The 20,806-nt window shown below is 61.6% G+C and carries 24 protein-coding genes and 1 tRNA gene; 17 read left to right on the top strand and 8 right to left on the bottom strand.

The window, feature by feature from the left end; translation table 11 throughout:
• Positions 1-5: 5 nt before the first annotated feature.
• From NKI73_RS06510 to NKI73_RS06525, 4 genes are all read left to right on the top strand, one after another.
• Complete coding sequence (locus NKI73_RS06510; RefSeq protein WP_352628025.1) at positions 6-398, top strand: Mth938-like domain-containing protein; 393 nt, start codon at positions 6-8, stop codon at positions 396-398.
• A 1-nt stretch (position 399) separates the two neighbouring features.
• Positions 400-1,242 (top strand): phytoene/squalene synthase family protein, encoded by an 843-nt coding sequence (locus NKI73_RS06515; RefSeq protein ID WP_352628026.1) that lies wholly within the window; start codon positions 400-402, stop codon positions 1,240-1,242.
• Between the two features lie 95 nt (positions 1,243-1,337).
• Positions 1,338-1,757, top strand: a complete 420-nt coding sequence (locus tag NKI73_RS06520; protein ID WP_352628027.1) for a hypothetical protein — start codon at positions 1,338-1,340, stop codon at positions 1,755-1,757.
• Positions 1,757-2,707: a sterol desaturase family protein gene (locus tag NKI73_RS06525; RefSeq protein ID WP_352628143.1), complete on the top strand. Its 951-nt coding sequence runs from the start codon at positions 1,757-1,759 to the stop codon at positions 2,705-2,707. Before NKI73_RS06520 ends, NKI73_RS06525 begins: the two co-directional genes overlap by 1 nt.
• A gap of 8 nt (positions 2,708-2,715) precedes the next feature.
• Here NKI73_RS06525 and NKI73_RS06530 read toward each other — a convergent pair whose 3' ends face one another.
• The 5 genes from NKI73_RS06530 to NKI73_RS06550 all read right to left on the bottom strand — a co-directional run bounded on the left by NKI73_RS06530 (position 2,716) and on the right by NKI73_RS06550 (position 5,537).
• Entirely contained in the window at positions 2,716-3,048 is a 333-nt protein-coding gene (locus NKI73_RS06530; protein WP_352628028.1) for a type II toxin-antitoxin system RelE/ParE family toxin, read from the bottom strand.
• A complete protein-coding gene (locus NKI73_RS06535; RefSeq protein ID WP_352628029.1) occupies positions 3,032-3,322 on the bottom strand; it encodes a type II toxin-antitoxin system ParD family antitoxin in 291 nt (96 codons plus the stop codon). Before NKI73_RS06535 ends, NKI73_RS06530 begins: the two co-directional genes overlap by 17 nt.
• Before the next feature lie 73 nt (positions 3,323-3,395).
• Positions 3,396-4,814, bottom strand: a complete 1,419-nt coding sequence (gene trmFO, locus NKI73_RS06540) for a methylenetetrahydrofolate--tRNA-(uracil(54)-C(5))-methyltransferase (FADH(2)-oxidizing) TrmFO (RefSeq protein WP_352628030.1) — start codon at positions 4,812-4,814, stop codon at positions 3,396-3,398.
• Between the two features lie 392 nt (positions 4,815-5,206).
• A complete protein-coding gene (locus NKI73_RS06545; protein WP_013895120.1) occupies positions 5,207-5,347 on the bottom strand; it encodes a DUF1127 domain-containing protein in 141 nt (46 codons plus the stop codon).
• 49 nt (positions 5,348-5,396) lie between these two features.
• The gene (locus tag NKI73_RS06550; protein WP_013531315.1) at positions 5,397-5,537 is read right to left on the bottom strand and encodes a DUF1127 domain-containing protein; all 141 of its coding nucleotides are present in this window, start codon (positions 5,535-5,537) and stop codon (positions 5,397-5,399) included.
• A gap of 236 nt (positions 5,538-5,773) precedes the next feature.
• On the opposite strand from NKI73_RS06550, the gene NKI73_RS06555 reads away from it, so the two are divergent.
• The 3 genes from NKI73_RS06555 to NKI73_RS06565 are packed head-to-tail and all read left to right on the top strand — an operon-like array spanning position 5,774 to position 8,961.
• Positions 5,774-6,892, top strand: coding sequence for a DUF2157 domain-containing protein (locus NKI73_RS06555; protein WP_352628031.1), 1,119 nt, complete (start codon positions 5,774-5,776; stop codon positions 6,890-6,892).
• Entirely contained in the window at positions 6,889-7,473 is a 585-nt protein-coding gene (locus tag NKI73_RS06560) for a GDYXXLXY domain-containing protein (protein ID WP_352628032.1), read from the top strand. Before NKI73_RS06555 ends, NKI73_RS06560 begins: the two co-directional genes overlap by 4 nt.
• Positions 7,474-7,512: 39 nt before the next feature.
• Positions 7,513-8,961, top strand: coding sequence for an aromatic amino acid lyase (locus NKI73_RS06565; RefSeq protein ID WP_352628033.1), 1,449 nt, complete (start codon positions 7,513-7,515; stop codon positions 8,959-8,961).
• 36 nt (positions 8,962-8,997) lie between these two features.
• Here NKI73_RS06565 and NKI73_RS06570 read toward each other — a convergent pair.
• Positions 8,998-9,082, bottom strand: a tRNA-Leu gene (locus NKI73_RS06570).
• Between the two features lie 358 nt (positions 9,083-9,440).
• Between NKI73_RS06570 and tig the strand changes: the two genes are divergently transcribed.
• Together tig and NKI73_RS06580 are read left to right on the top strand one after the other, a co-directional pair.
• Entirely contained in the window at positions 9,441-10,916 is a 1,476-nt protein-coding gene (tig, locus tag NKI73_RS06575) for a trigger factor (RefSeq protein ID WP_352628034.1), read from the top strand.
• A gap of 160 nt (positions 10,917-11,076) precedes the next feature.
• Positions 11,077-11,601: a hypothetical protein gene (locus tag NKI73_RS06580; protein ID WP_352628035.1), complete on the top strand. Its 525-nt coding sequence runs from the start codon at positions 11,077-11,079 to the stop codon at positions 11,599-11,601.
• Between the two features lie 61 nt (positions 11,602-11,662).
• Here the strand turns inward: NKI73_RS06580 and radC are convergent, their stop codons facing one another.
• Entirely contained in the window at positions 11,663-12,421 is a 759-nt protein-coding gene (gene radC, locus NKI73_RS06585) for a RadC family protein (protein WP_352628036.1), read from the bottom strand.
• Between the two features lie 254 nt (positions 12,422-12,675).
• Between radC and NKI73_RS06590 the strand changes: the two genes are divergently transcribed.
• Genes NKI73_RS06590 through NKI73_RS06600 form a run of 3 tightly spaced genes read left to right on the top strand, consistent with a single transcriptional unit; the run spans position 12,676 to position 15,681 of the window.
• A complete protein-coding gene (locus tag NKI73_RS06590) occupies positions 12,676-13,533 on the top strand; it encodes a MipA/OmpV family protein (protein ID WP_352628037.1) in 858 nt (285 codons plus the stop codon).
• A gap of 40 nt (positions 13,534-13,573) precedes the next feature.
• Positions 13,574-14,335, top strand: coding sequence for a response regulator (locus NKI73_RS06595; RefSeq protein WP_352628038.1), 762 nt, complete (start codon positions 13,574-13,576; stop codon positions 14,333-14,335).
• Positions 14,332-15,681: an ATP-binding protein gene (locus NKI73_RS06600; RefSeq protein WP_352628039.1), complete on the top strand. Its 1,350-nt coding sequence runs from the start codon at positions 14,332-14,334 to the stop codon at positions 15,679-15,681. The genes NKI73_RS06595 and NKI73_RS06600 overlap by 4 nt, the downstream gene beginning before the upstream one ends.
• 10 nt (positions 15,682-15,691) lie before the next feature.
• On the opposite strand, the gene map is transcribed toward NKI73_RS06600, so the two are convergent.
• Positions 15,692-16,519, bottom strand: a complete 828-nt coding sequence (map, locus tag NKI73_RS06605) for a type I methionyl aminopeptidase (protein WP_352628040.1) — start codon at positions 16,517-16,519, stop codon at positions 15,692-15,694.
• Positions 16,520-16,797: 278 nt separating this feature from the next.
• On the opposite strand from map, the gene NKI73_RS06610 reads away from it, so the two are divergent.
• The 5 genes from NKI73_RS06610 to NKI73_RS06630 all read left to right on the top strand — a co-directional run bounded on the left by NKI73_RS06610 (position 16,798) and on the right by NKI73_RS06630 (position 20,801).
• Positions 16,798-17,094: a DUF982 domain-containing protein gene (locus NKI73_RS06610; RefSeq protein WP_352628041.1), complete on the top strand. Its 297-nt coding sequence runs from the start codon at positions 16,798-16,800 to the stop codon at positions 17,092-17,094.
• A 209-nt stretch (positions 17,095-17,303) separates the two neighbouring features.
• Entirely contained in the window at positions 17,304-17,579 is a 276-nt protein-coding gene (locus tag NKI73_RS06615; protein ID WP_502905643.1) for a DUF6074 family protein, read from the top strand.
• A 30-nt stretch (positions 17,580-17,609) separates the two neighbouring features.
• The gene (locus NKI73_RS06620) at positions 17,610-17,816 is read left to right on the top strand and encodes an autotransporter outer membrane beta-barrel domain-containing protein (RefSeq protein WP_352628042.1); all 207 of its coding nucleotides are present in this window, start codon (positions 17,610-17,612) and stop codon (positions 17,814-17,816) included.
• Between the two features lie 179 nt (positions 17,817-17,995).
• Positions 17,996-19,195 carry an IS256 family transposase gene (locus NKI73_RS06625; protein WP_352628043.1) on the top strand — a complete coding sequence of 400 codons (1,200 nt, stop codon included), beginning with the start codon at positions 17,996-17,998 and terminating at the stop codon, positions 19,193-19,195.
• Positions 19,196-19,574: 379 nt separating this feature from the next.
• Positions 19,575-20,801, top strand: coding sequence for a pilus assembly protein TadG-related protein (locus tag NKI73_RS06630; RefSeq protein ID WP_352628044.1), 1,227 nt, complete (start codon positions 19,575-19,577; stop codon positions 20,799-20,801).
• Positions 20,802-20,806: the final 5 nt, after the last annotated feature.

Raw genomic sequence — 20,806 nt, forward strand, 5'->3', positions numbered from 1 at the left:
AAACGGTGACCAGCAAAGGCATCGTCATCCGCGAGGCGCATTTTCCTGGCCGCGCGCCGATCGAAGCCTACGGCAATGGCGGGTTCCGCTTTGCCGACATGTCGCATCGCGGCTCGCTGCTCTGTCTGCCATCCGGCATCCATGGCTGGGAACCGGCGGATCCTCTGGCGCTGACGGTGGCGGATTTCGACAAGCTGCTGACTGAGGCCGACAAGGTCGAGATCCTGTTGGTCGGCATGGGCAGGGATCTCAGGCCATTGCCCGCCGCACTGCGGGCCGCGCTGAAGGTGGCCGGCATTGCGTCCGACCCGATGTCGACCGGTGCAGCGGTACGGACCTACAATGTCCTTCTGGCGGAAGAGCGCGCCGTAGCTGCCGCGCTCATAGCCGTCGACTGAGATGTCCGAGAATGCCAAAATCGTCATGGACGCGGTGCGCGCCGCTGACCATGACCGCTATCTCACCGCGCTCTATGCGCCGGCAGACAAGCGCGACGCGCTGTTTTCGCTCTATGCCTTCAATGCCGAAATCGCTGGCATTCGCGATCGCATCCACGAGGCGCTGCCAGGCGAGGTGCGGCTGCAATGGTGGCGCGATGTCATTGCCGCCGGCGGAGAAGCGGGCGTCGGCCATCCCACAGCCGAAGCCTTGAATGCCACCATAGCGACATTCAATCTGCCGAAGCCGGCCTTCGAGAACATGCTCGATGCGCGCATCTTCGACCTTTACGACGACCCGATGCCATCGCGCACCGATCTGGAAGGCTATTGCGGCGAGACGGCCGCCGCACTCATCCAGCTTGCGGCGATGGTGCTCGACCCCGGCGAGGCGCCACGCTTTGCCGAATTGGCGGGCAGGGCCGGCTGCGCGCAGGCGATGACGGGCCTGCTGCTGTTGCTGCCGTTGCACCGCAAACGCGGACAGTGTTTTGTCCCGGCCGATATCCTTGCTGCGGCAGGTTCTTCGCCGCAGGAGTTTCTCACTGGCGACGGCGGTCCTGGCGCCAAACGCGCGGTGGCGGCGATGATGGCGCTGGCGCGGGACCATCTTTCCGCCTTCGAGCAGGGTGCTGCGGCTCTGCCGGTCTCGCTGCGTCCAGCATTTCTGCCGCTGGCCCTGTCGCGCGCCTATCTCACGAAAATGGAGCGCGGCTCGCCGCTCGACGGCGTGGCGCGGCTGTCGGCCTTGCGCCGGCATTGGCTGTTGTTGCGTCGTGCGACCAGGGGCTGGCCGGCATTTTGACGTAAACGTCAATCATGCTAGAGTCCCCGAGCCGAAACTGTTGCCGCAGACGACAGGCCGGCCGGAGGAGATACCCGTTCATGAGCTTGCCTTTGTTGGTCGCGATCGTCGCCCTAGGCATTGCGCTGTCGGTTGCCGCGGTGCATTTGACCGGCGGCAGCAAGACGGCGACGCTAGCCGGCGCCGATCAAGCAATGAGCCGCTTCGCCGAGGATTTTCCTGACGAGAAGGTGACGCTGGTGCGCCTGACGGCGGATGCCAGGACCGCATTTCTGGATATCGGGCTAGGGCGCATCGGGATCGTTCATAGCGTCGGCGACTGCTTTTTGACCCGCATCGTCACGCCCGAAGATGTCGCGGTTTTGAACTTCGGAGATGTGAATACGGTCTCGTTCCGGCTCGCCGATTTCACCTGGAAGGGCGGCTGCTTCCGCTTTGCCAGCGCAGCGGATGCGCAAGGCTTGCTGAAAGCGCTTCAGCCGCAACATCCAAGTTCCGCCAGAGAGGCTGCATGATGGACAGCTATGATTTTCCGCAAGTCACGCAGCTTGCCATCCCGTTCTTCGTTGCCGCGATCCTGATCGAGCTCTGGCTGGTGCGAACCGGCCGCGCCAAGGGATCGTTCGAGACGCGCGACACCTTGACCAGCCTGATGATGGGCACCGGCAATGTCGTTGCCGGGCTGCTGCTTGGCGTCGTGTCCTACTGGGCGCTGCTGTGGCTCTGGCAATTCCGCGTCTTCAATCTCGGCCTGTCGGTCTGGGTGTTCCTCGCCGCCTTCCTGCTCGATGATCTGCGCTACTATTTCTATCACCGCATCGCGCACCGGGTGCGCTGGGTGTGGGCCGAGCACGTCAACCACCATTCCAGCCAGCACTACAATCTGTCGACGGCGCTCAGGCAAAGCTGGACCGGGCTGTTCACCTTCATGTTCGTGCTGCAGGCGCCGCTGGTGCTGCTTGGCTTTCATCCGGCGGTCATTGCCTTCACCTTCGGCTTCAATCTGGTCTGGCAGTTCTGGATCCACACCGAGACCATCGGCAAGATGTGGGGCTGGTTCGAGTTCGTCTTCAACACGCCGTCACACCACCGCGTCCACCACGCCACCAATCCGCGCTATCTCGACGCCAACTACGCCGGCACGCTGATCATCTGGGACCGCATGTTCGGCACCTTCGTCGGGGAACTGGAAGAAGACCGGCCGCGCTATGGCATCGTCAGGAATCTCGGCACCTTCAATCCGCTGAAAGTGGCGTTCCATGAATGGATCGGTATGTTCAGGGACGCCTTCGCGCCCGGCCTGACCTTGAACGAGCGCCTGAATTATCTGATCAAGCCTCCCGGCTGGAGCCATGACGGCTCGCGCGAAACGTCGGAGACGCTGAAGGCTGCCTATGTCAGGCGAAATCCAAGCGAGGCCGGCAAACCGGGGCTGCCGATGGCAGGTGCGGAGCCGGCTGAATAACTATCGCCTCAGGATGGTTCGCTCGATCCGCCATCACGCATCAGAGTCTCATAGTCGCGACCGCCATAGAAGATGTTGACGATGCGGACGAAGTTATCGTCGACGATGTAAGCGATGACTGCAGAGTGCTCGAACGGAACTGTTCGCAATCCTGGCAGGATGTCGTCGCGGGAACGACCGCCGCGAGGCGCGTTGCCGATGCTCTGGCACCGGTCTTCGATGCGCAGAACGAACTTCAGCGCGACGTCAGGACTTCCGCTGGCCTCGACTATATGTCTGAAAATGTTGGCCAAATCATTTCTGGCATCTTCACGATACTCGACCTCAAGCCGCCGAATCATCAGCACGGCTCGAATACTGGGCGAAGAGTCCCCGGAGGTGAGTGCGAACCTCTTCTCCCGAATGGCCCGGCCTTGTATCCTCGATCGACGCCTTCACCCGGGCTCTGATCGACGCCATGCGCTCGGCATGCTCTTCCTCTTCGCGCTGGAAGGCGCGAAGGGCTGCACGGATGACCTCGCTGGCCGATCCGAAGGAGCCATCTTCGACCTTGTCGCGGATCATGCGCGCCATTGCGGGCGTGACGGTGACGGATAGTTTCTCGGCGGATTCCATGGCTGTCTCTCTTAGGCAAGAAGTGGGATAGTATCCTACTTGACGCCTAAGGTCCAATCAGAGAGAAAGCTGGCTACTCCGCCGCTTCGGCCGTTTCCGTTTGCGCCGCCAACCCCAACCATTGCCGGCAATCGGCGTGTGCACGCGATGTGATGGCGTGGCGCTTGGCGACGGTCTTGTCCTTGCCGCGCATGCGTTTGCCCTCGGCTTTAGGGGCTTCGACGGGCGGGAACAGGCCGAAATTGACATTCATCGGCTGGAAGGAACGCTTTCCCGGCTCGTCGTCTGAAACGATGTGGCCGCCGGTGATGTGATTGAGCAAGGCGCCGAAAGCCGTGGTGAGCGGCGGCAGGGACGGTGCCTGGCCGAGCCGCTCAGTGGCCGCGAAGCGCCCGGCGAGCAGGCCGATGGCAGCACTTTCGACATAGCCTTCGCAGCCGGTGATCTGGCCGGCAAAACGCAAGCCCGAACGCGACTTCAGTTGCAGCGAGGCGTCCAGCAAGGTCGGCGAGTTGATGTAGGTGTTGCGGTGCAGGCCGCCGAGGCGGGCGAAATCGGCGTTTTCGAGACCCGGTATGGTGCGGAAGACGCGCACCTGTTCGGCATGCTTCAGCTTGGTTTGAAAACCGACCATGTTGTAGAGCGTACCCAACGCATTGTCCTGTCGTAGCTGGACGACGGCATAGGCCTTTACCGTCGGATTGTGGGCATTGGTGAGCCCCATCGGCTTCATCGGCCCGTAGCGCAGCGTCTCGACGCCGCGCTCGGCCATGATCTCGATCGGCAGGCAGCCGTCGAAATAGGGTGTGCCTTCCCATTGCTTGAATTCGGTCTTCTGGCCGTCGATCAGCGCCTGAACGAAGGCAAGGTACTGGTCCTTGTCCATCGGACAGTTGATGTAGTCCTTGCCGGTGCCGCCGGGCCCGACCTTGTCGTAGCGCGACTGGAACCAGCAGATATCCATGTCGATCGTGTCGAAATGGACGATTGGCGCGATCGCGTCGAAGAAGGCGAGCGCATCGGCGCCGGTTGCTTCGGCGATCGACTGGGCAAGTGAGGGCGCGGTCAATGGACCCGTGGCAATGATCGCCTGATCCCAATCCGCCGGCGGCAAGCCCGGTATTTCCTCGCGCTGGATGGTGATCAGCGGGTGTGCTTCGAGTTTTTTCGTCACCGCGTCGGCGAATCCGTCGCGGTCGACGGCAAGCGCACCGCCGGCCGGAACCTGGTTGGCGTCGCCGGCGCTCATGATCAATGAGCCGGCCAGCCGCATTTCGGCGTGCAACAGGCCGACAGCGTTGTTTTCGGCGTCGTCGGAGCGGAAGGAGTTGGAACAAACCAGCTCGGCCAGGCTATCGGTCTTGTGGGCATCGGTGCCGCGAACGGGCCGCATTTCATGCAGGATGACGGGAACGCCAGCTTGCGCTGCCTGCCAGGCAGCTTCGGAGCCGGCGAGGCCGCCGCCGATGATATGGATGGGATTTTTGCTCATGAGCGCCGGAATAATCGCTTGATGCGGCGATTGCAATTGCCGTGCGTGGTGCGGGGCAAACAGCGGCTCGAAGAATCAACCCCTGAATACAACAACACCCGCCGGGGGAGGAGGTCCGGCGGGTGTCGTTTTGGGGGTCGACCCTCGGGAGGAGGTGAAGGCCGACCGTATTCGTCATTGCCGGGGAGGAGGTCGGCTTTGACGAAATCTCTTCGCTGTTTTTGAAAGGGGCGAAACCCTTTGGGGCAAAATTTGTTTTTGCCCGGGGAAACAGCGCCCGCCGCGGGAGGAGGTGCGGCGGGCGCCGTTTTTGTGGTCAACCCTCGGGAGGAGGTGAAGGTTGACCGGATCCGTCAGGGTCGGGGAGGAGGTCGACCCTGGCGAAATTCTGGTTAGATCGCCCGGCGGGCGACGATCTTGATTTCGTCGCGGACGATACCGAGATCATGCAGCTGGCGGTTCGAAAGGCGACCCAGCTCGGTAACCGTCTCGCGATAAACGCGCCAGTTACGATAGTTGCGGATCAGGTTCATTGTCGTTCTCTTTTTCAAAACTGGTTCGGACCATTTGCGGTCCGAAGAATTAGACCGCCTTGCGAGCGACGTAAGGAATGTCGCTGCGGCTGATGCCGAGGTCGGTCAGTTCACGGTTGCTCAGGCGGCTCAGCTCGGACACGGTGTCCCTGTAGCGGCGCCAGTTGCGGTAGTTGCGGATCAGGTTCATGGTAGTTCTCGTTTCGTCTTTCTTGCGGATCATTCCGTTTGTGTACGAACTATAAATAGGCGGACCCATATCGATTTAAAAGCGCTATGGCTGCATGGCAGCAATGCAAATTGTGCAATGCAGCATTAACGCGCGTTCACGGACCTGACACAAAAAGACCCGAATCGGAAAATGCCGTTGCGTCAACGGTTTGACCGGGTCGGCTGAAAAAAAGACCAAACCGGGGGAGAAGCGACATGGCGGGTTATTCGTCGCGGGTCAGGGCGGATATCGCACGCTGGCAGCAGGCCGGGCTGATCGACGCCACGACGGCCGACGTGCTGGCGCGCGATGTCGAGGCCAACGAGCGCCAGTCGCTCAGCTTCGGCTCGATCCTGGCGATGATGGCTGCCTTGCTGTTCGGCGCCGCCATCCTGATTTTCGTCGCCGCCAACTGGGACGCGATCCCGCGGCTGGCGCGCGTTCTGGCACTCTTCGCGGTCATCCTTGGCGGCTATGTCGGCGGCGCGCTGTTGAAGACGCGCGACCATACGGCGATCGGCGAGGCGCTGTGGATCGTGGCGGCAGCCGCTTTCGGCGGCTCGATCGCGCTGATCGGCCAGATGTATCATCTGTCCGGCGACGAGGCGTCGGCTTTGGTCACCTGGGGCTCCGGCACGGCATTGGCGGCAGTCGCGCTGCGTTCGAACCCGCTGACCGTCGCTTCTGTCGGCATTGCCGATGCCTGGCTGTTCCTGAAAGGCTTCGACTACTACAGCCGCAGCGAATTTCCGCATGCCTTCGTCGTCATGGCGATCGTGCTGTTTGCCGTTTCGTTCTGGACCCGCAGCCAGCCGGCACGGCACCTGATCATCCTGTCGGTGCTGTTCTATCTGGTGCTGCTGGTCACCAACCACGATACGCTGCAGGTGGCGATCCCGCTGGTCATCGTCTCGATGCTCCTGTTCGCGGCCTCTGTCGTCGCACCGGACCCGGTCGACAGAATCGTGCAGCTTGGCGGCCGCTTGCCCTTGCATGCGCTTTTCGGCTTCCTTACCGGCTTGGCGATGATCCAGTTCGAACTGGCTGACGAGAGCACCTATAACAGTGGTTTCGCCATCGCTTCGGTGGTCGCGCTTGCCGGCATCGTCGCGGCAGTCGTCCTGGCAGGACGCGAGAGCCGTGGGTTGCGCTGGCTTGCCTATGCCGGCTTCGCCTTCGAACTCGCCATCATCTATGTGGTGACCTTGCAATCGATGCTCGATACGGCCGGCTTTTTCCTGGCCGCCGCGGTGCTGCTCGGCATCCTTGCGCTGGTCATCATCCGCGTCGAAAAACGTATGAGGGGTCCAGTCACCGGGGGAGCCACGGCATGATGACCGGGAAAAGACTTGTTATCTCGGCGCTGGTGCTGGCGCTCGTCCAGATCGGTTTCCTGAGCTGGATCATCGCCGGCCGGGCGGCGATATTGCGCAACGGCAAGGACGTGCTGCTGAAGGTCGAACCCATCGATCCGCGCGATCTCCTGCGCGGCGACTACATCATCCTCGGCTATGAGATTTCGCGGATACCGGTGAAAATGATCGCTGATATTCCGCCCGATAAATTTTCCAGCGACGACACCCCGATTGTCGTCCGCCTGAAGAAGGGTGCCGATGGCTATTGGCAGCCGACGATGGCCTGGTTAGGCAAGGCGCCAACGCCGGCCACTGCCGACGAAGCCGATATATCAGGCCACGTCGCCGAGGGCTGGGATCTTCGCGGCGAAGCGGCGACCATCGCGCCGGACTACGGCATCGAGCGCTTCTACCTGCCGGAAGGCGAGGGGATGGCGATCCAGAACGACATGCGGGTGCGGCCATTCGGGATCCGGCTCGCGCTCGCTGGTGACGGCACCGCGCAGATCAAGGCGCTGGTGGACGGCGACAAGACGCTGTTCGAGGAACCACTCTATTAGTGTTCGTTGTTAGTGTCCCTTCCTGCCGTGGTGTGAAGCATGCCAGTTAGCCTGTCGACGCGCGAGGACATCAACCTCGACACTGTTTTCCGCGTTGCCTGGAAGCAGGACACGGTGGAGATCGGTGAAACGGCCTTGCGGCGCATCGCCGAATGCCGCGCTTCATTCCTCAAGCTGATTGAATCCGACCCGCCACCGGTCATTTATGGCGTCACCACCGCCATGGGGGAACTGGCGAGCCGCAAGCTCGAACTCGACGAGCGGGACCGTCATGCGCGCATCAAGGCGTTTGCCGCCGCGACTTCGTTCGGCGATCCCTTGCCGGATCGCGTGGTCCGGGCGATCGCGCTTGCCCGCCTGACGAACTTCATTGAGGGCAATGCCGCCACCACGCCGCGCATCGCGCTTGCCGTGGCCGCAATGCTCGATGGTGGGCCGATGCCAACGGTGCCAGCCTCTGGCCAGGGCGGCGCCGGCGAGATCCTGGCACTCTATCCGCTGTTTGCCGAGCTTTCGACGCGTTTCGATCTGGAGGTCAAGGAACGGGGCTCGCTGATCAACGGCTCGCCCTGCGCTGCCGCTCTGGTGGCGGACGCAGCGCTCGCTGCGCGCCGCCGCCTCCGCATGGCGCAAAAGGTGTTCGCGCTGTCGATCGAAGCGTTTCGCGCGCCGCTCGAGCACTACGACGCGGCTCTCGACATGCTCTGGGGTGACGAGCATGAAGCAGCGGCACTGCGCGGGTTGCGGGAATTTCTGGTCGGCGCCGGCGATGGGCGACGCAACTACCAGGCGCCGGTCAGCTACCGTATCGTGCCGCGCGTGCTCGGCCAGGCGCATCGCGCATTGTCGACAGCCGAGCGGGCGGCCACCGTATCGTTGGCCTCGATATCGGACAATCCGGTCTATATCCCGCCCGACGATGCGCATCCGCTCGGCCGCTGCATCAGCACCGGCGGCTATCACAACGCCATGGCGACGCCGGCACTGGACGATCTGGCAGCGATATGGGCCGATATCTGCCTGCTCTGCGACCGTCACGCCTCAAAACTCCTGAACGGCAAGGTGTCGCTGCTGCCAGACCTCTTGATGGCCGGACGGCACTCAGCCGACAGCGACGGCCACGGCAATGTCGGCTATGTGCCGATGGCGATCACCGGCTATCTTGAGCAAGCCAAGCTGGTGGCGCAGCGCACCTTCATTCCCGGAACGGAATCCGCTGGCGCCGGGCAGGACGATGTTGCCACCACGGCGTTCTTCGCATGGACCAAGGAAGCGACCGCCGGCCGTTGCGTCGATGCCGCCATGGCGATGCTGGCGATGATGGCCTCGCAGGCGCTCTACGTCACGGAACGCGCGCCGCCGCCGGCGCTTCAGGCTTTCGTCGCGGATATAAGAAAGATCGTGCCGCCGGTCGATGCCGACCGTGTATTGGGGCCGGAACTTGCCAGGTTGGCAGAGTGGCTTACTAGGCAAGTGTTCGAAGCGTAGGCACTGATGTCAGGAAGAAACTCGGGGCCAAGAATTTGGTGCGGATGAAGGGACTCGAACCCCCACGCCTTTCGGCACTGGAACCTAAATCCAGGGCGTCTACCAGTTCCGCCACATCCGCATGGACCGGCAATCCCATGTAGCCATCATTCTGTCAATGTCAGACAAGATGATGTTGGGTTAGGGCCAGAATGTTGGTTATTCGCCGGAATGCGAAGACTGTTGAAAATTAGCCTCGCCTGTGACAAAAGGCGTGTCAAATGTGACGGGACGCGACGATCCGCTTCTACAGAATGTGATAAGAAGTAGGAAAAACAAGAACTTATTCACATTTTGGAACGCAGTTTGGGAGAGTTTGAGCCGTATTTTCGGTCAAATCGCCAGGTTCCGTACCAAAAGCCATTCCCGGCAAGAATATACCGGCAGGCTGTAAACGGCAGAGGCCGTGCAGTCTCATTGGTGAAAACAAAGGTTTTACGATGCAGGTCACCGAAACGCTCAACTCCGGTCTCAAGCGCGAGATCAAGATCACCGTGCCGGCCGGTGACATGGAAGCCAAGCTGATGGCGCGGCTTTCGGATGCCAGGAACAAGGTCCGCATCAACGGCTTCCGTCCCGGCAAGGTGCCGGTGCAGCACTTGCGCAAGGTCTACGGCAAGTCGTTCATGGCCGAAGTGGTCAATGAGATCCTCAACGATTCGACCCGTTCGATCATCACCGGGCGTGGCGAAAAGGCTGCCATGCAGCCCGAAGTCATCATGACCGAGGACGAGAAGGAAGCCGAGAAGATCCTGGCTGGCGGCGCCGATTTCGAGTTCCGCCTCAACTACGAGATCATTCCGGCGATCGAGATCAAGGACTTTTCCGACATCAAGGTGACACGCCAGGTATTCGACGTGCCTGATACCGAGATCGACGAGCAGGTCCAGCGCGTTGCCGAATCGGCGCGCAGCTACGAGCCGAAGACTGGCAAGGCCGCCATTGGCGACCGCGTCTCCATCGATTATGTCGGCAAGATCGACGGCGAGGCCTTCAATGGCGGCGCCGGCACCGATCAGCCGCTGGTGCTGGGCTCGAAGGAGTTTATCCCCGGCTTCGAGGATCAGCTTGTCGGCGCCAAGGCCGGTGACGAAAAGCAGGTCACCGTGACCTTTCCGGAAAACTACCAGGCGGCGCATCTGGCCGGCAAGGAAGCGACCTTCGACGTCACGGTCAAGGAAGTGTCCCAGCCCGGCGCGCTGGAAATCAACGACGAGACGGCCAAGAACCTCGGCCTGGAGTCGCTGGAGCGCCTGCGCGACGTCGTGCGCGGCCAGATCGAGAACCAGTTCGGCGCCATGACGCGCCAGAAGGTCAAGCGCCAGTTGCTCGACCAGCTCGACGCGTCCTACTCGTTCGAGGCGCCGTCGAAGCTCGTCGACGCCGAGTTCAACAACATCTGGGCGCAGGTCAATCGCGACCTGGAAGCAGCCGGACGCACCTTCGCCGACGAAGAGACGACGGAAGAAGAGGCGCGTGCCGAGTATCTGCGTCTTGCCGAGCGCCGCGTGCGCCTCGGCCTGGTGCTGGCTGAAATCGGCGAGAGGGCCGGCGTCACCGTGTCGGACGAGGAGTTGCAGCGCGGCCTGTTCGAGCAGGTGCGCCGCTATCCGGGCAACCAGCAGCAGGAAGTCTTCGAATTCTACCGCAACAACCCGGAAGCGCTGAACACGTTGCGGGCGCCGATGTTCGAAGAGAAGGTGGTCGATCATCTGCTCGGCCAGATTTCGGTTACCGACGTCAAGGTCAGCAAGGAAGAGCTGCTGGCCGACGACGAGGAGGACGAAACCGCCGTCAAGGCGAAGCCGGCGAAGAAAGCCGCCGCCAAGAAGGCCGACGACAAGAAGGCCGACGACGCCGAAGAGCCCAAGAAGAAGGCCGCGCCGAAGAAGAAGGCCGCCAAGGACGCTGAATAACACCAGCATTTCACTGGAACAGGAAAGGCCGCCCTCGAGGCGGCCTTTTCGTTGCTAAACTGCAACAGCCGATGCGCTTTGCGCACGACGGCCTGTGGCGACCAAGCTTTGATCATTATTTGCGCTTCTATTGCAGCCGCTTGGGTTGTTGGAGGACGTGTTGAGGCTGTTCGTCGAAATGGGATACGCTGCGGCAGTTGCGTTGATCCTGGTCTCGGTCTGCGGCATTGCCCGTGCCGAAGCCGTGCTTGACAATTGGCGGTTCGAAACGGGCGAGGACGGCCTCGTCACGGCCTCGCTGTATGCCACCAACAAGCTGATCACCGGGGGCGGGGCCCTGAGCTACAGCCCGATCTTGACGATTGCCTGCCGGGCAAACGGCGAGCCGCATTGGACCGAATGGCTGCAACTGAATGACGGTGTCTCGGCCAGCCGCAAGATCACCATGTCGGTCACGCTCGACCAAGGCAGCAAGTTCGATGAGAGCTGGTCGGTCGGGCCGCGCGGCAGGATGCTGGTGCTCGATGGCGCCGATGGCATCAGGCGCCTTGTTGCCGCCGACCGGCTCCAGCTTTCGTGGCGATTCGGGCTGCTGTCGGGACGCGGCGAGGCCGATTTCAACCTCGCCGGGTTCGGTGAAGCGGTCAACCAAGTGGCCGGCAGTTGCAACACCGATCCGCCGTGACCGGATCGCGGGTCCAAGGCGGCACGGCTTGCTCAGGCGCTCACCTTTTGGAACTCACCACTCAGATCAGCAGCAGGCCCTTCATGCTGGCATATCCCTTCCGCCCGATGATGATGTGGTCGTGCACGCCAATGCCCAGCCGCTTGCCCGCGTCGATGATCTCCTTCGTCATCTCGATGTCGGCGCGCGACGGTGTTGGGTCGCCTGACGGGTGGTTGTGGACCAGGATAATGGCGGTCGCCGAGAGTTCGAGCGCGCGCTTGACCACTTCGCGCGGATAGACGGGCGTATGGTCGACGGTGCCTGTCTGCTGCACCTCATCGGCGATCAGCGCGTTCTTCTTGTCGAGGAACAGGATGCGGAACTGTTCGCGCGCCTCGAAGGCCATGGCTGACCTGCAATAGGCAAGAAGTTGTGTCCAGGACGAGAGGATTTCGCGGCCCTGCACCTCGCCGCGCGCCATGCGTTGCGCGGTTGCCGCGACGATCTTGAGATCAAGCGCCACCGCCGGGCCGATGCCCTTGACCTCCCGCAAGAGGCCAACCGGCGCCCCGAGCACTTCTGCCAGCGTGCCGAAGCGCGCCAGCAACGCCTTGGCCGCCGGCTTGGTGTCGGCGCGAGGGATCAGGCGAAAGAGCAGAAGTTCCAGAAGTTCGTAGTCGGGCAGGGCGTCCGGACCTGCCGAGGCAAAGCGCTCGCGCAGGCGGTCGCGATGGCCGAGATAATGTGGCTTTTCGCCGGCCGCCTTGGCTTTCGCCGCTGGCCGCATCGGCGCTTCGGAGAAGAAACTCCGCTCGTCGTCGTCGCTCGTGTTCCCCATATGCCGCCCACATTGCTCCGGCGCTGACATTAGAACCGTTCCGGCCTGGATTGAAACAGTTCTGTTCTCCGATCACGAGACGATTCGCGACAGGTGGTGGCGGCTCCCGCTAACAGCCTCCGGCTTTCTTATACGGCGGCAAGATGAAACCACGATTGCGCAACAAAACTTAACATCACTTCACGCATGCAGCCACTTTCACCTGAAATAGTCAGAGCATCAGGGGCTCGCCGCCTCGCTGTTCTGGAGCACGCATGTTCGCCAAGATCGATTCTGGAATATTCGCCGGCCGGGCCTCTCTTGCGGCGATGGCAATTCTGTTTTCAACGCATTCGGGGGTCGCGCTGGCGGCCGACGCCATTGCGGTCAATTCCGACGATTTTAGCCCGCCGCCCGAGCCTTCCCGTTTTGGGCGCGTCGAACAGAAACTGGCTGACTGGCATGTCGTGCTTGGCGGCGGCGCCATCATCGCCCCCAAATACGAGGGCAGCGACGAGTTCAAGATCATGCCGGTGCCTTTCGTCACGGCAACATTTCGCGACACGGTGACGATCGATCCGACAGGCGCCAACATCGCCGTCTATGACCAAGGACCGTTCGCATTGAGTGCGCGGCTTGGCTATGAGATGGGCCGCCAGGAAGACGACTCCGATCACCTGCGCGGTTTGGGCGATGTCGACATGGGCGCGACAGTCGGCGCGAAGGCCGCGGCGAAGTTCGGCCCGGCTGAAATCTTCGCGCAACTGGACAAGACCATCGGCGGCAGCGATGGCCTGTTGGGCAAGGTGGGGATCGAGGTGACCCAACCTCTGTCCCAATCGTTGCTGATCGGCGCCAGCGCGTCGGCCGTCTTCGCCGACGAAAATTATATGCAAGCCTATTTCGGCGTCACGCCCGAACAGTCGGCTCGCTCGGGACTGGCGCGCTATGACGCCGGCGCGGGTTTGAAGCGCGCCGATTTTTCGATTTCCGCCACATATATGCTCAACCAGAACTGGATGGTGCGCGGCGAAGCGGGGGTCGGCGTTCTCTTGGGTGACGCCGCCGACAGCCCTGTTGTCGTCGACAAGATCCAGCCTTCAGGGATGCTTCTCGTCGGATATCGGTTCTGACGCCTTCCCAGGCGCCAATGCAGGCTAGATAAACTCCGACATGGCACAGCGACGGCACCAAAGCGATTTGAGCGCCGAAGCCAAATCGGCGGGGCAAGGTTGGCGTATCCTCATTGTCGAGGACGATCTCGAGATCGCGCGCATACTGGGTGAAACACTCACCGACAACGGCATGATCGTGGAAATCGCCGAGAGCGGAGTCCAGATGAATGCCGCGCTTCGCAACCAGAAGTTCGACCTCATCGTGCTGGATGTCATGCTGCCGGGTGAAAACGGCCTCAGCATCTGCCGCCGTCTTCGCGCGAAAACGAACGTTCCGATCCTGATGCTGACCGCGCTCGGCGAGGAAATCGACCGTATTTTCGGACTGGAGATCGGTGCGGATGACTATGTGACGAAACCATTCAGCGCGCGCGAATTGACGGCCCGGATACGGGCGTTGCTGCGCCGCACGGCCTATGCTCCCGACGAGCGGGACCGATCGAAGGTGCTTCGCTTCAACGGCTGGCGTCTCGACCCTATACGCCGACAATTGCATGATCCGAGCAACGCGCGGGTTGCGACGACGACGCATGAATTCGATCTGCTGCTCGCGTTCTGCCGCAATGCGGGCCGGGTTCTCTCTCGCGAGGAACTTCTCGGCGCAACCCATGCCGGCCTTGCCGGACCGATCGAACGAAGCGTCGATGTTCATATCAGCCGGATCCGCCAGAAGATCGAAAAGGACGCGCGCGATCCGGTGCTTCTCAGGACTGTCCGGTTGGGCGGCTACATCTTCACGGCGACGGTGGAGGAAGCATGAGGGGCTTCATTCGCCGTTTTCTGCCACAATCCGTGCGTGGGCAGTTCACGGCAATCATTTTCATCGCGGTGATTGTGATCATGTCCGTCGGGTCGGTCGTCGAAAATTTTATAGAGAACGTTGACCTTCCGGTGGCGGAAGATAGCGCCAGACGGACTGCCATTGTGGCTGCCTTGTTGCGCGAAACGCCAGTGGGGGCGGCGCGTGGCGCAATTTTGGCAACGGCTATGCGGGCCGGTTTTGATTTCGAGATACTGTCTAAGGAACAGATCCGCGGCATTCCGCACTCCTATCTGCAATGGCGAAGTATCGAATGGCTTTTCCGAATCGACAGGGGGGCGATTGACGGACGCTGGATAAGGATCGGCGGTCGATACGCGTTTGTCGTCGATCTGGACGAGCGAGACGTCCTGGCTCATTTCGGCATGCCCGATTCTTTTCTGACATCAGGCTTCGTCCGCGTCACTTTCTACAGGTTCATGGCTTTCGTCGTCTTGCCCGTCCTGATCTGGCTGTTTGCTGTATGGGCCGTGACGGACCCGTTGAAGCGCATCTCAGCAGCCGTCGGTTCGGCCGAGATCGAGAATGGCAACGAGCTTTTCGTCGAACGCGGCTCCGTAGAAATGGTCGGCCTGACGCGCGCGCTGAACAGGATGAGAACGCGTATCCGGACGATGATCGAAAACCGCACGCGCATGTTGCGCAGCGTTAGTCATGATCTGCGTACGCCGTTGACGCGGCTGCGGCTTCGCGCCGAGCGCATGGATGATGGCCCCATCCGAACCGCGATACTGTCCGATGTCCAGCACATCGAAGTCCTGATCGACGAGACCCTGACCTATCTGCGCAGTGATGTTTCGACGGAGAAGCTGCAGCGCGCCGACATTGCCAGCGTTCTGCAAACCGTCTGTGCCGAATTCTCCGATGTCGGGTTTCCAGTCTCATATTCCGGACCGGATAGGCTTCCGGGCTGGTGCAAGCCCAATGCGCTGGCGCGAGCGATCGCGAATCTGTGCGACAACGGGGTCAAATTCGCCAGCAATGTCACGGTCGCGTTGACGGCGACCGACATGGCGGCACACATCACGGTAGGCGACGATGGACCGGGCATTCCGATGACGGCGCGCTCCCGTGTTTTCGAACCATTCTTCAAGGAAGATGCGTCGCGCGGCATTGCATCGAAGCATGGCTTCGGCCTGGGCCTCTCGATCGTTGCCGACATCATCCAGGGTCACGGCGGCAGAATCGAATTGCAGGACAACCAACCCAACGGACTGGTCGTCACCATCGACCTGCCGAATGGTCCCGGTGCCCAACCGTCATTAGACAGCCTCGTGCCGCGTTAGACGACGGGCTTTAAGCTGGCAGGCCCGGGCGGTCGAGCTTTTTGGGTGACAGCGTGAAAATCTCGCAACCGGTGTCGGTGACGCCGATCGTGTGCTCGTACTGCGCCGACAGCGAGCGGTCCCGCGTCACCGCCGTCCAGCCGTCCGACAGGACCTTCACGTGCGGCCGGCCGAGATTGATCATCGGCTCGACGGTGAAGATCATGCCGGGCCGCATCTCGACGCCCTCATTGGCGCTGCCATAGTGCAGGATGTTCGGCGCATCATGGAAAAGCTGGCCGACGCCGTGGCCGCAGAAGTCGCGGACCACCGAGCAGCGCTCGCCCTCGGCATAGGTCTGGATGGCGGCGCCGATGGCGCCGGTGCGGGCGCCAGGCCTGATCGCAGCAATGCCGCGCATCAGGCATTCATGGGTGACTTCGAGCAGGCGCTCGGCGGCGCGCTTGATCGTGCCGACCGGATACATGCGCGAGGAATCACCGTGCCAGCCGTCGAGGATATAGGTGACGTCGATGTTGACGATGTCGCCATCCTTGAGCGGCTTGTTGTCGGGGATGCCATGGCAGACGACATGGTTGATCGAGGTGCAGGACGATTTCGTGTAGCCGCGGTAGTTGAGAGTCGCCGGCAGCGCGCCGTGGTCCATGCCGAATTCGAACACGAAGCGGTCGATGGTTTCGGTGGTGACGCCGGGCTCGACCATCGGCACCAGTTCGTCGAGGCAGCGCGCGGTGAGGTCGCATGCCTTGCGCATACCGGCAAAGCCCTCCTCGCCATAGAGTCGAATCTGTCCGGTGTTTCTGAGCGGTGCCGTGGCGGCGTCGAGATAGGTGACCATTTTGTCCGTGTAGCCGGTAGGGCCCTGCAAGAGAGCCGACGTGAAAATCTCCCCAGATTTGGCACTTGAGGGCAAAAGGTTCAAGGAAGAACTGCCCAATGCAGTCGCGCTCCGGGATATTCGTCCTGGATAGGGCGATGTCTTGCCGGTTTTTGCCCGGTTTGCTTTCCTTTCTAGCGACCCAAGTGACGACACATTTCTGAGCCAAAAGCCGACCAAAGCAACTTTTTTGACGACGAACGGCGTTGCCTCGGTGACGCCAGTTCGGGAGATAGGAAATGGACAGACTGCAATTCGAGGTGCCGGTGCGCATCGCACCCGCGCCCGGCCTGCCAGTCGAGGAGATTTACGGGGTCGAACAGGCGCTCGATTTTCTTCAGGACTGGCCTGCGCGCCGTCAGGGCCCGATCTATCAGAAAGCGTTCAACGCCTGCTTTGGCGCCACGGTGGACGTGGTCAGGACCGAGGATGCCTGCCGGGCGTTCATGGCGTTTTGTCGCGCGAGCGGACTGATGGCCAGGGATATGATGACGCCGCGCAAGCGCGGCGGTGAGGCGAGGGCGCTGCAGGCCTGAGGGCTCCCCGTCCACCGGTTCGCTTGCCCCGATTGCAACGTCAGCGATTGCGTTTGAACACTCACGGCGTTGTCGTGAGCGTATCGCTGCGCCCGTTCGTCCCCGAAGACTGCACTGGCACGCGTCAACTTCAGCGCCGTTAAGCTTCCGTTTCCACTTTGCCGGCTACGCCATTGCTTGGGCAATGGTTGATTCGTTGCGTTAGTCTCATGGTTCGGAAGATGTCCCCAGAAAAAGTTCGTGCATTCCCGATCGACCGTCAGGTATTCTTGGTCAGAGAGGTTGCCGCCAAGCTCGGCAATCTGCATGGCGAGACCGCCACCTCGTTCTGGAGGGCCAAGGCGTCGGAGTTACTCGATCTCATTGTCGGATCCGGCAGGGACAGAACAGCAGCCGGAGATGAAGTGCGCAGGTTCTTCCTGGCCGTGCAGAGAGAGATGTTGGCCGAAACGGTCGCGGAGCCGATGCCAGTCCTTTCCGCCTGAAGAAAAATTTCGCGGCTATGGGCCGGCTGCATGGGTTCGAGCCGGACCGCTCGGTCGAACCAATCTTCCGAGCGGTACCGGCTACGCCTTGCGGCGGCGGAAGACGCGGTCGCCGTCAATGCCGGCATCAAGCTGAACTGGGACAGCAACACATCGGTATTCTCTACCTTCGACGGCAAATTCGCCGATCGGGTGCAGACCTATGGCGGGAATGTCGGGTTCAGGGTGAGCTGGTAGGCGAGTGGCACGGAATGGTCGGCTCGGCATCCGGATCTGGTACCGGTTTGCCGCGCAGATAGTGTGCTGAAGGTTCTGCAAAAAGTTTTGGAGAGAGAACGGCGCTTGCTCTGAGGGGCGAGCGGCCATGGCACGGTGGTGACGTTACGATCACCGATTCCCGTGGAAGGGGAAGTGCCATGACCAATCGAGAAGTTAGACTGAGCAGAGGCGAGTTGAAAGCGTTGCTGTTGTCGGATGAGGACGGCTTTCGCCAGGCATTGCAGACTGTCGTGCAGGAGGTTCTTGAAGCCGAGATGACGGAGGCGATCGGGGCCGAGAAAGGGGAGCGGACGGCGGAGCGGACGAGTTACCGGTCCGGCTATTACGAGCGCAAGCTGGTGACGCGGGTTGGGGTTCTGGAGCTGCGCGTTCCGCAGGATCGGGCTGGCCGGTTCTCGACGGAGTTGTTTGAGCGCTACCAGCGCTCGGAGAAGGCATTGGTGTCGGCGCTGGTTGAAATGTACGTGCAGGGCGTCTCGACCCGCAAGGTGAAGGCGGTGACGGAGGAATTGTGCGGCCACTCTTTCTCGGCCTCGACGGTGAGCGAGGCGACGATGCGGCTGGATGAGGCGCTCAAGGCGTTCTTCACGCAGCGGCTCGAGGAAAGCTATCCGTATCTCATTTTGGATGCGCGCTACGAGCGGGCTCGCGAGGCGGGCGTGATCGCCAGCCAGGCGGTGCTGGTGGCGATCGGCGTGGATTGGGAGGGCCGGCGCCAGGTTCTGGGCGTGGAGTTGGCCAACCGGGAGAGCCATTCGAGCTGGCGCGAGTTCCTGACGGGGCTCAAGAATCGCGGGCTCGCCGGCGTCGAGTTCGTCGTCTCCGACGACCATCCGGGGCTCAGGGCGGCGATCCGCGAAGTGCTGCCCGAAGCGGTCTGGCAGCGCTGCTACGTGCACTTCCTCAGAAACGCGCTCGACTACGTGCCGCGCAAGGTCGACGACGATTGCCTGATGGAACTCAGATGGTTCTACGACCGGCGCGACCTCGCCGAGGTCAAACGCGACCTGGCGCAGTGGATCGCCAAATGGCAGGCCAAATACCCGAAGCTGGTCAACTGGGTGGAAGACAATATCGAGGAGACGCTGAGCTTCTATCGGCTGCCGCTAGCTCACCACAAGCACATGAAGTCGACGAACATGCTGGAGCGGCTGAACCAGGAGATCAAGCGGCGCACCCTGGTCGTTCGCATCTTCCCCAACCCACGGAGCTGCCTGCGGCTGGTTCGGGCGTTGGCGGTGGAGATCCACGAGAACTGGCTCGAGGCGACCCGCTATCTGAACATGGATCATCTGCGCGAGCACAAGAAGGAGAGCCTGAGGGCCTTGGCCGCCTGAGCACCGTCATGTGTCCGCCGCTCCGCTAAACACGGGGGCTGCGCGACGGACACCCCGACGTCACCGCGATGCCACGCCATTTTTGCAGAACTTGACGCACACAACTGCCGCGCATAAGTCCTGTTGTAACGCGAGCCGGCCGAACCTGCACCATAGCGGGTCACTTGCCGCCATCTCCGCAATTCGCACTGTTAGCCAACGGTAAACTATAGCCGGCTTTCGTCCGCGTGGGATGCGGGCCTTTTGGTCGTCTTGCTGCCTTCCATGCCCGCCGATCAGCCAACGAACCCCTTCTTTTGGAGGACAATAGAGCGCTGACCGAAAATGAACTGAACTTTTTAGCCATTCATTCACATATGCGTGCTTTCTAATCTATGTCATGACCTTCAGTTGCCTCACCCGAATTCGGCTTATGGCGGACGGTATATGCCGGGGCACGGGCGCAAATGTTGCGACGATCTTCGCCCTGACCTTGCCGATTGTTGTCGGCGCAGCAGGCTTCGGTGTCGAGACCTCCTATTGGTACTACAACAGCCTGAGATTGCAGGCGACGGCCGATGCCGCCGCTTATGCCGGCGCGCTTGAACAGATCTCGGGTTCCGACAAGCCGACCATCGTCGCGGCCGCGACCCAGTCGGCAGCGACGAACGGGCTGGGTTCGGGCACGATCATCGTCAATACGCCGCCGGCGTCCGGACCGAATACGGCGAAGAAAGCGGTCGAGGTGATCGTCGGCCAGAAGCTCGACCGGATGTTCACCTTGATCTTCACGCAGGCCCAGGTTCCCGAACAGGCGAGGGCGGTGGCCCTCATCACCGACGCCTCCTCGGCCTGCATGCTCGCGCTCGATCCATCCGCTTCGCAGGCGGTGCTGTTTTCCGGCAGCACCACCGTGAAGCTCATCGGCTGCTCCGTCATGTCCAACTCGATCGCCTCGGATGCCATCAAGCTTCAAGGCTCGGCGGGCCTCCAGGCTGATTGTCTGCTATCGGCGGGCGGCGTCTCCCTCAGCAACCCCGTCACGACCGTTTGCGCGGCTCCGATCACCCAGACACTGCCTGCCGCCGATCCATTTGCCGGGTTGCCAGCTCCGACATCCTCAACTCCTTGCCAGAACGCCAACAAGGCGACGCTCAGTCCAGGCACCTATTGCGGCGGCATGAACCTAAAGGGCAATGTCACGCTCTCGCCGGGCGTTTATGTCGTCCAGGGCAATTTCAAGATAAATGCCAACGCGGCCATCACCGGCAGCGGGGTGACCATCTTCATGTCGGGCAGTTCGACGGTCAGCATGAATGGCAATGCCTCCGTGCAGCTCAGCGCGCCGGCTTCGGGGACTTATTCAGGCGTTCTGTTCTACGGCGACAGGACCGGTATCAGCGCATCCAGCACATTCAACGGCACAGCGGACTCGCTGCTGACCGGAGCCATCTACTTTCCCAAACAGCAAGTAAACTATCTTGGCAATTTCTCGGGCAATGGCGGCTGCACCCGGGTCGTGGCCAATACGATCCAATGGTCCGGTAACTCAACCATCAATCAGGATTGCTCGAGCCTCGGAGTGCCCAACATTCCAGCCGCGCGGTCCGTTGCACTGGCCGAGTAGCTTCG

Origin of the sequence: Mesorhizobium sp. M0496 (assembly GCF_040321205.1) — a bacterium.
GTDB lineage: Bacteria > Pseudomonadota > Alphaproteobacteria > Rhizobiales > Rhizobiaceae > Mesorhizobium.

What these genes read in the sequence shown, in the direction of transcription:
- NKI73_RS06515 (WP_352628026.1), top strand. Translation starts at nt 400, where the DNA reads ATGTCCGAGAATGCCAAAATCGTCATGGACGCGGTGCGCGCCGCTGAC.
- NKI73_RS06525 (WP_352628143.1), top strand. Translation starts at nt 1,757, where the DNA reads ATGGACAGCTATGATTTTCCGCAAGTCACGCAGCTTGCCATCCCGTTC.
- NKI73_RS06530 (WP_352628028.1), bottom strand. Translation starts at nt 3,048, where the DNA reads ATGATTCGGCGGCTTGAGGTCGAGTATCGTGAAGATGCCAGAAATGAT.
- NKI73_RS06535 (WP_352628029.1), bottom strand. Translation starts at nt 3,322, where the DNA reads ATGGAATCCGCCGAGAAACTATCCGTCACCGTCACGCCCGCAATGGCG.
- trmFO (WP_352628030.1), bottom strand. Translation starts at nt 4,814, where the DNA reads ATGAGCAAAAATCCCATCCATATCATCGGCGGCGGCCTCGCCGGCTCC.
- NKI73_RS06545 (WP_013895120.1), bottom strand. Translation starts at nt 5,347, where the DNA reads ATGAACCTGATCCGCAACTATCGTAACTGGCGCGTTTATCGCGAGACG.
- NKI73_RS06550 (WP_013531315.1), bottom strand. Translation starts at nt 5,537, where the DNA reads ATGAACCTGATCCGCAACTACCGCAACTGGCGCCGCTACAGGGACACC.
- NKI73_RS06555 (WP_352628031.1), top strand. Translation starts at nt 5,774, where the DNA reads ATGGCGGGTTATTCGTCGCGGGTCAGGGCGGATATCGCACGCTGGCAG.
- NKI73_RS06560 (WP_352628032.1), top strand. Translation starts at nt 6,889, where the DNA reads ATGATGACCGGGAAAAGACTTGTTATCTCGGCGCTGGTGCTGGCGCTC.
- NKI73_RS06565 (WP_352628033.1), top strand. Translation starts at nt 7,513, where the DNA reads ATGCCAGTTAGCCTGTCGACGCGCGAGGACATCAACCTCGACACTGTT.
- tig (WP_352628034.1), top strand. Translation starts at nt 9,441, where the DNA reads ATGCAGGTCACCGAAACGCTCAACTCCGGTCTCAAGCGCGAGATCAAG.
- radC (WP_352628036.1), bottom strand. Translation starts at nt 12,421, where the DNA reads ATGGGGAACACGAGCGACGACGACGAGCGGAGTTTCTTCTCCGAAGCG.
- NKI73_RS06590 (WP_352628037.1), top strand. Translation starts at nt 12,676, where the DNA reads ATGTTCGCCAAGATCGATTCTGGAATATTCGCCGGCCGGGCCTCTCTT.
- NKI73_RS06595 (WP_352628038.1), top strand. Translation starts at nt 13,574, where the DNA reads ATGGCACAGCGACGGCACCAAAGCGATTTGAGCGCCGAAGCCAAATCG.
- NKI73_RS06600 (WP_352628039.1), top strand. Translation starts at nt 14,332, where the DNA reads ATGAGGGGCTTCATTCGCCGTTTTCTGCCACAATCCGTGCGTGGGCAG.
- map (WP_352628040.1), bottom strand. Translation starts at nt 16,519, where the DNA reads ATGGTCACCTATCTCGACGCCGCCACGGCACCGCTCAGAAACACCGGA.
- NKI73_RS06610 (WP_352628041.1), top strand. Translation starts at nt 16,798, where the DNA reads ATGGACAGACTGCAATTCGAGGTGCCGGTGCGCATCGCACCCGCGCCC.
- NKI73_RS06615 (WP_502905643.1), top strand. Translation starts at nt 17,304, where the DNA reads ATGGTTCGGAAGATGTCCCCAGAAAAAGTTCGTGCATTCCCGATCGAC.
- NKI73_RS06620 (WP_352628042.1), top strand. Translation starts at nt 17,610, where the DNA reads ATGGGTTCGAGCCGGACCGCTCGGTCGAACCAATCTTCCGAGCGGTAC.
- NKI73_RS06625 (WP_352628043.1), top strand. Translation starts at nt 17,996, where the DNA reads ATGACCAATCGAGAAGTTAGACTGAGCAGAGGCGAGTTGAAAGCGTTG.
- NKI73_RS06630 (WP_352628044.1), top strand. Translation starts at nt 19,575, where the DNA reads ATGACCTTCAGTTGCCTCACCCGAATTCGGCTTATGGCGGACGGTATA.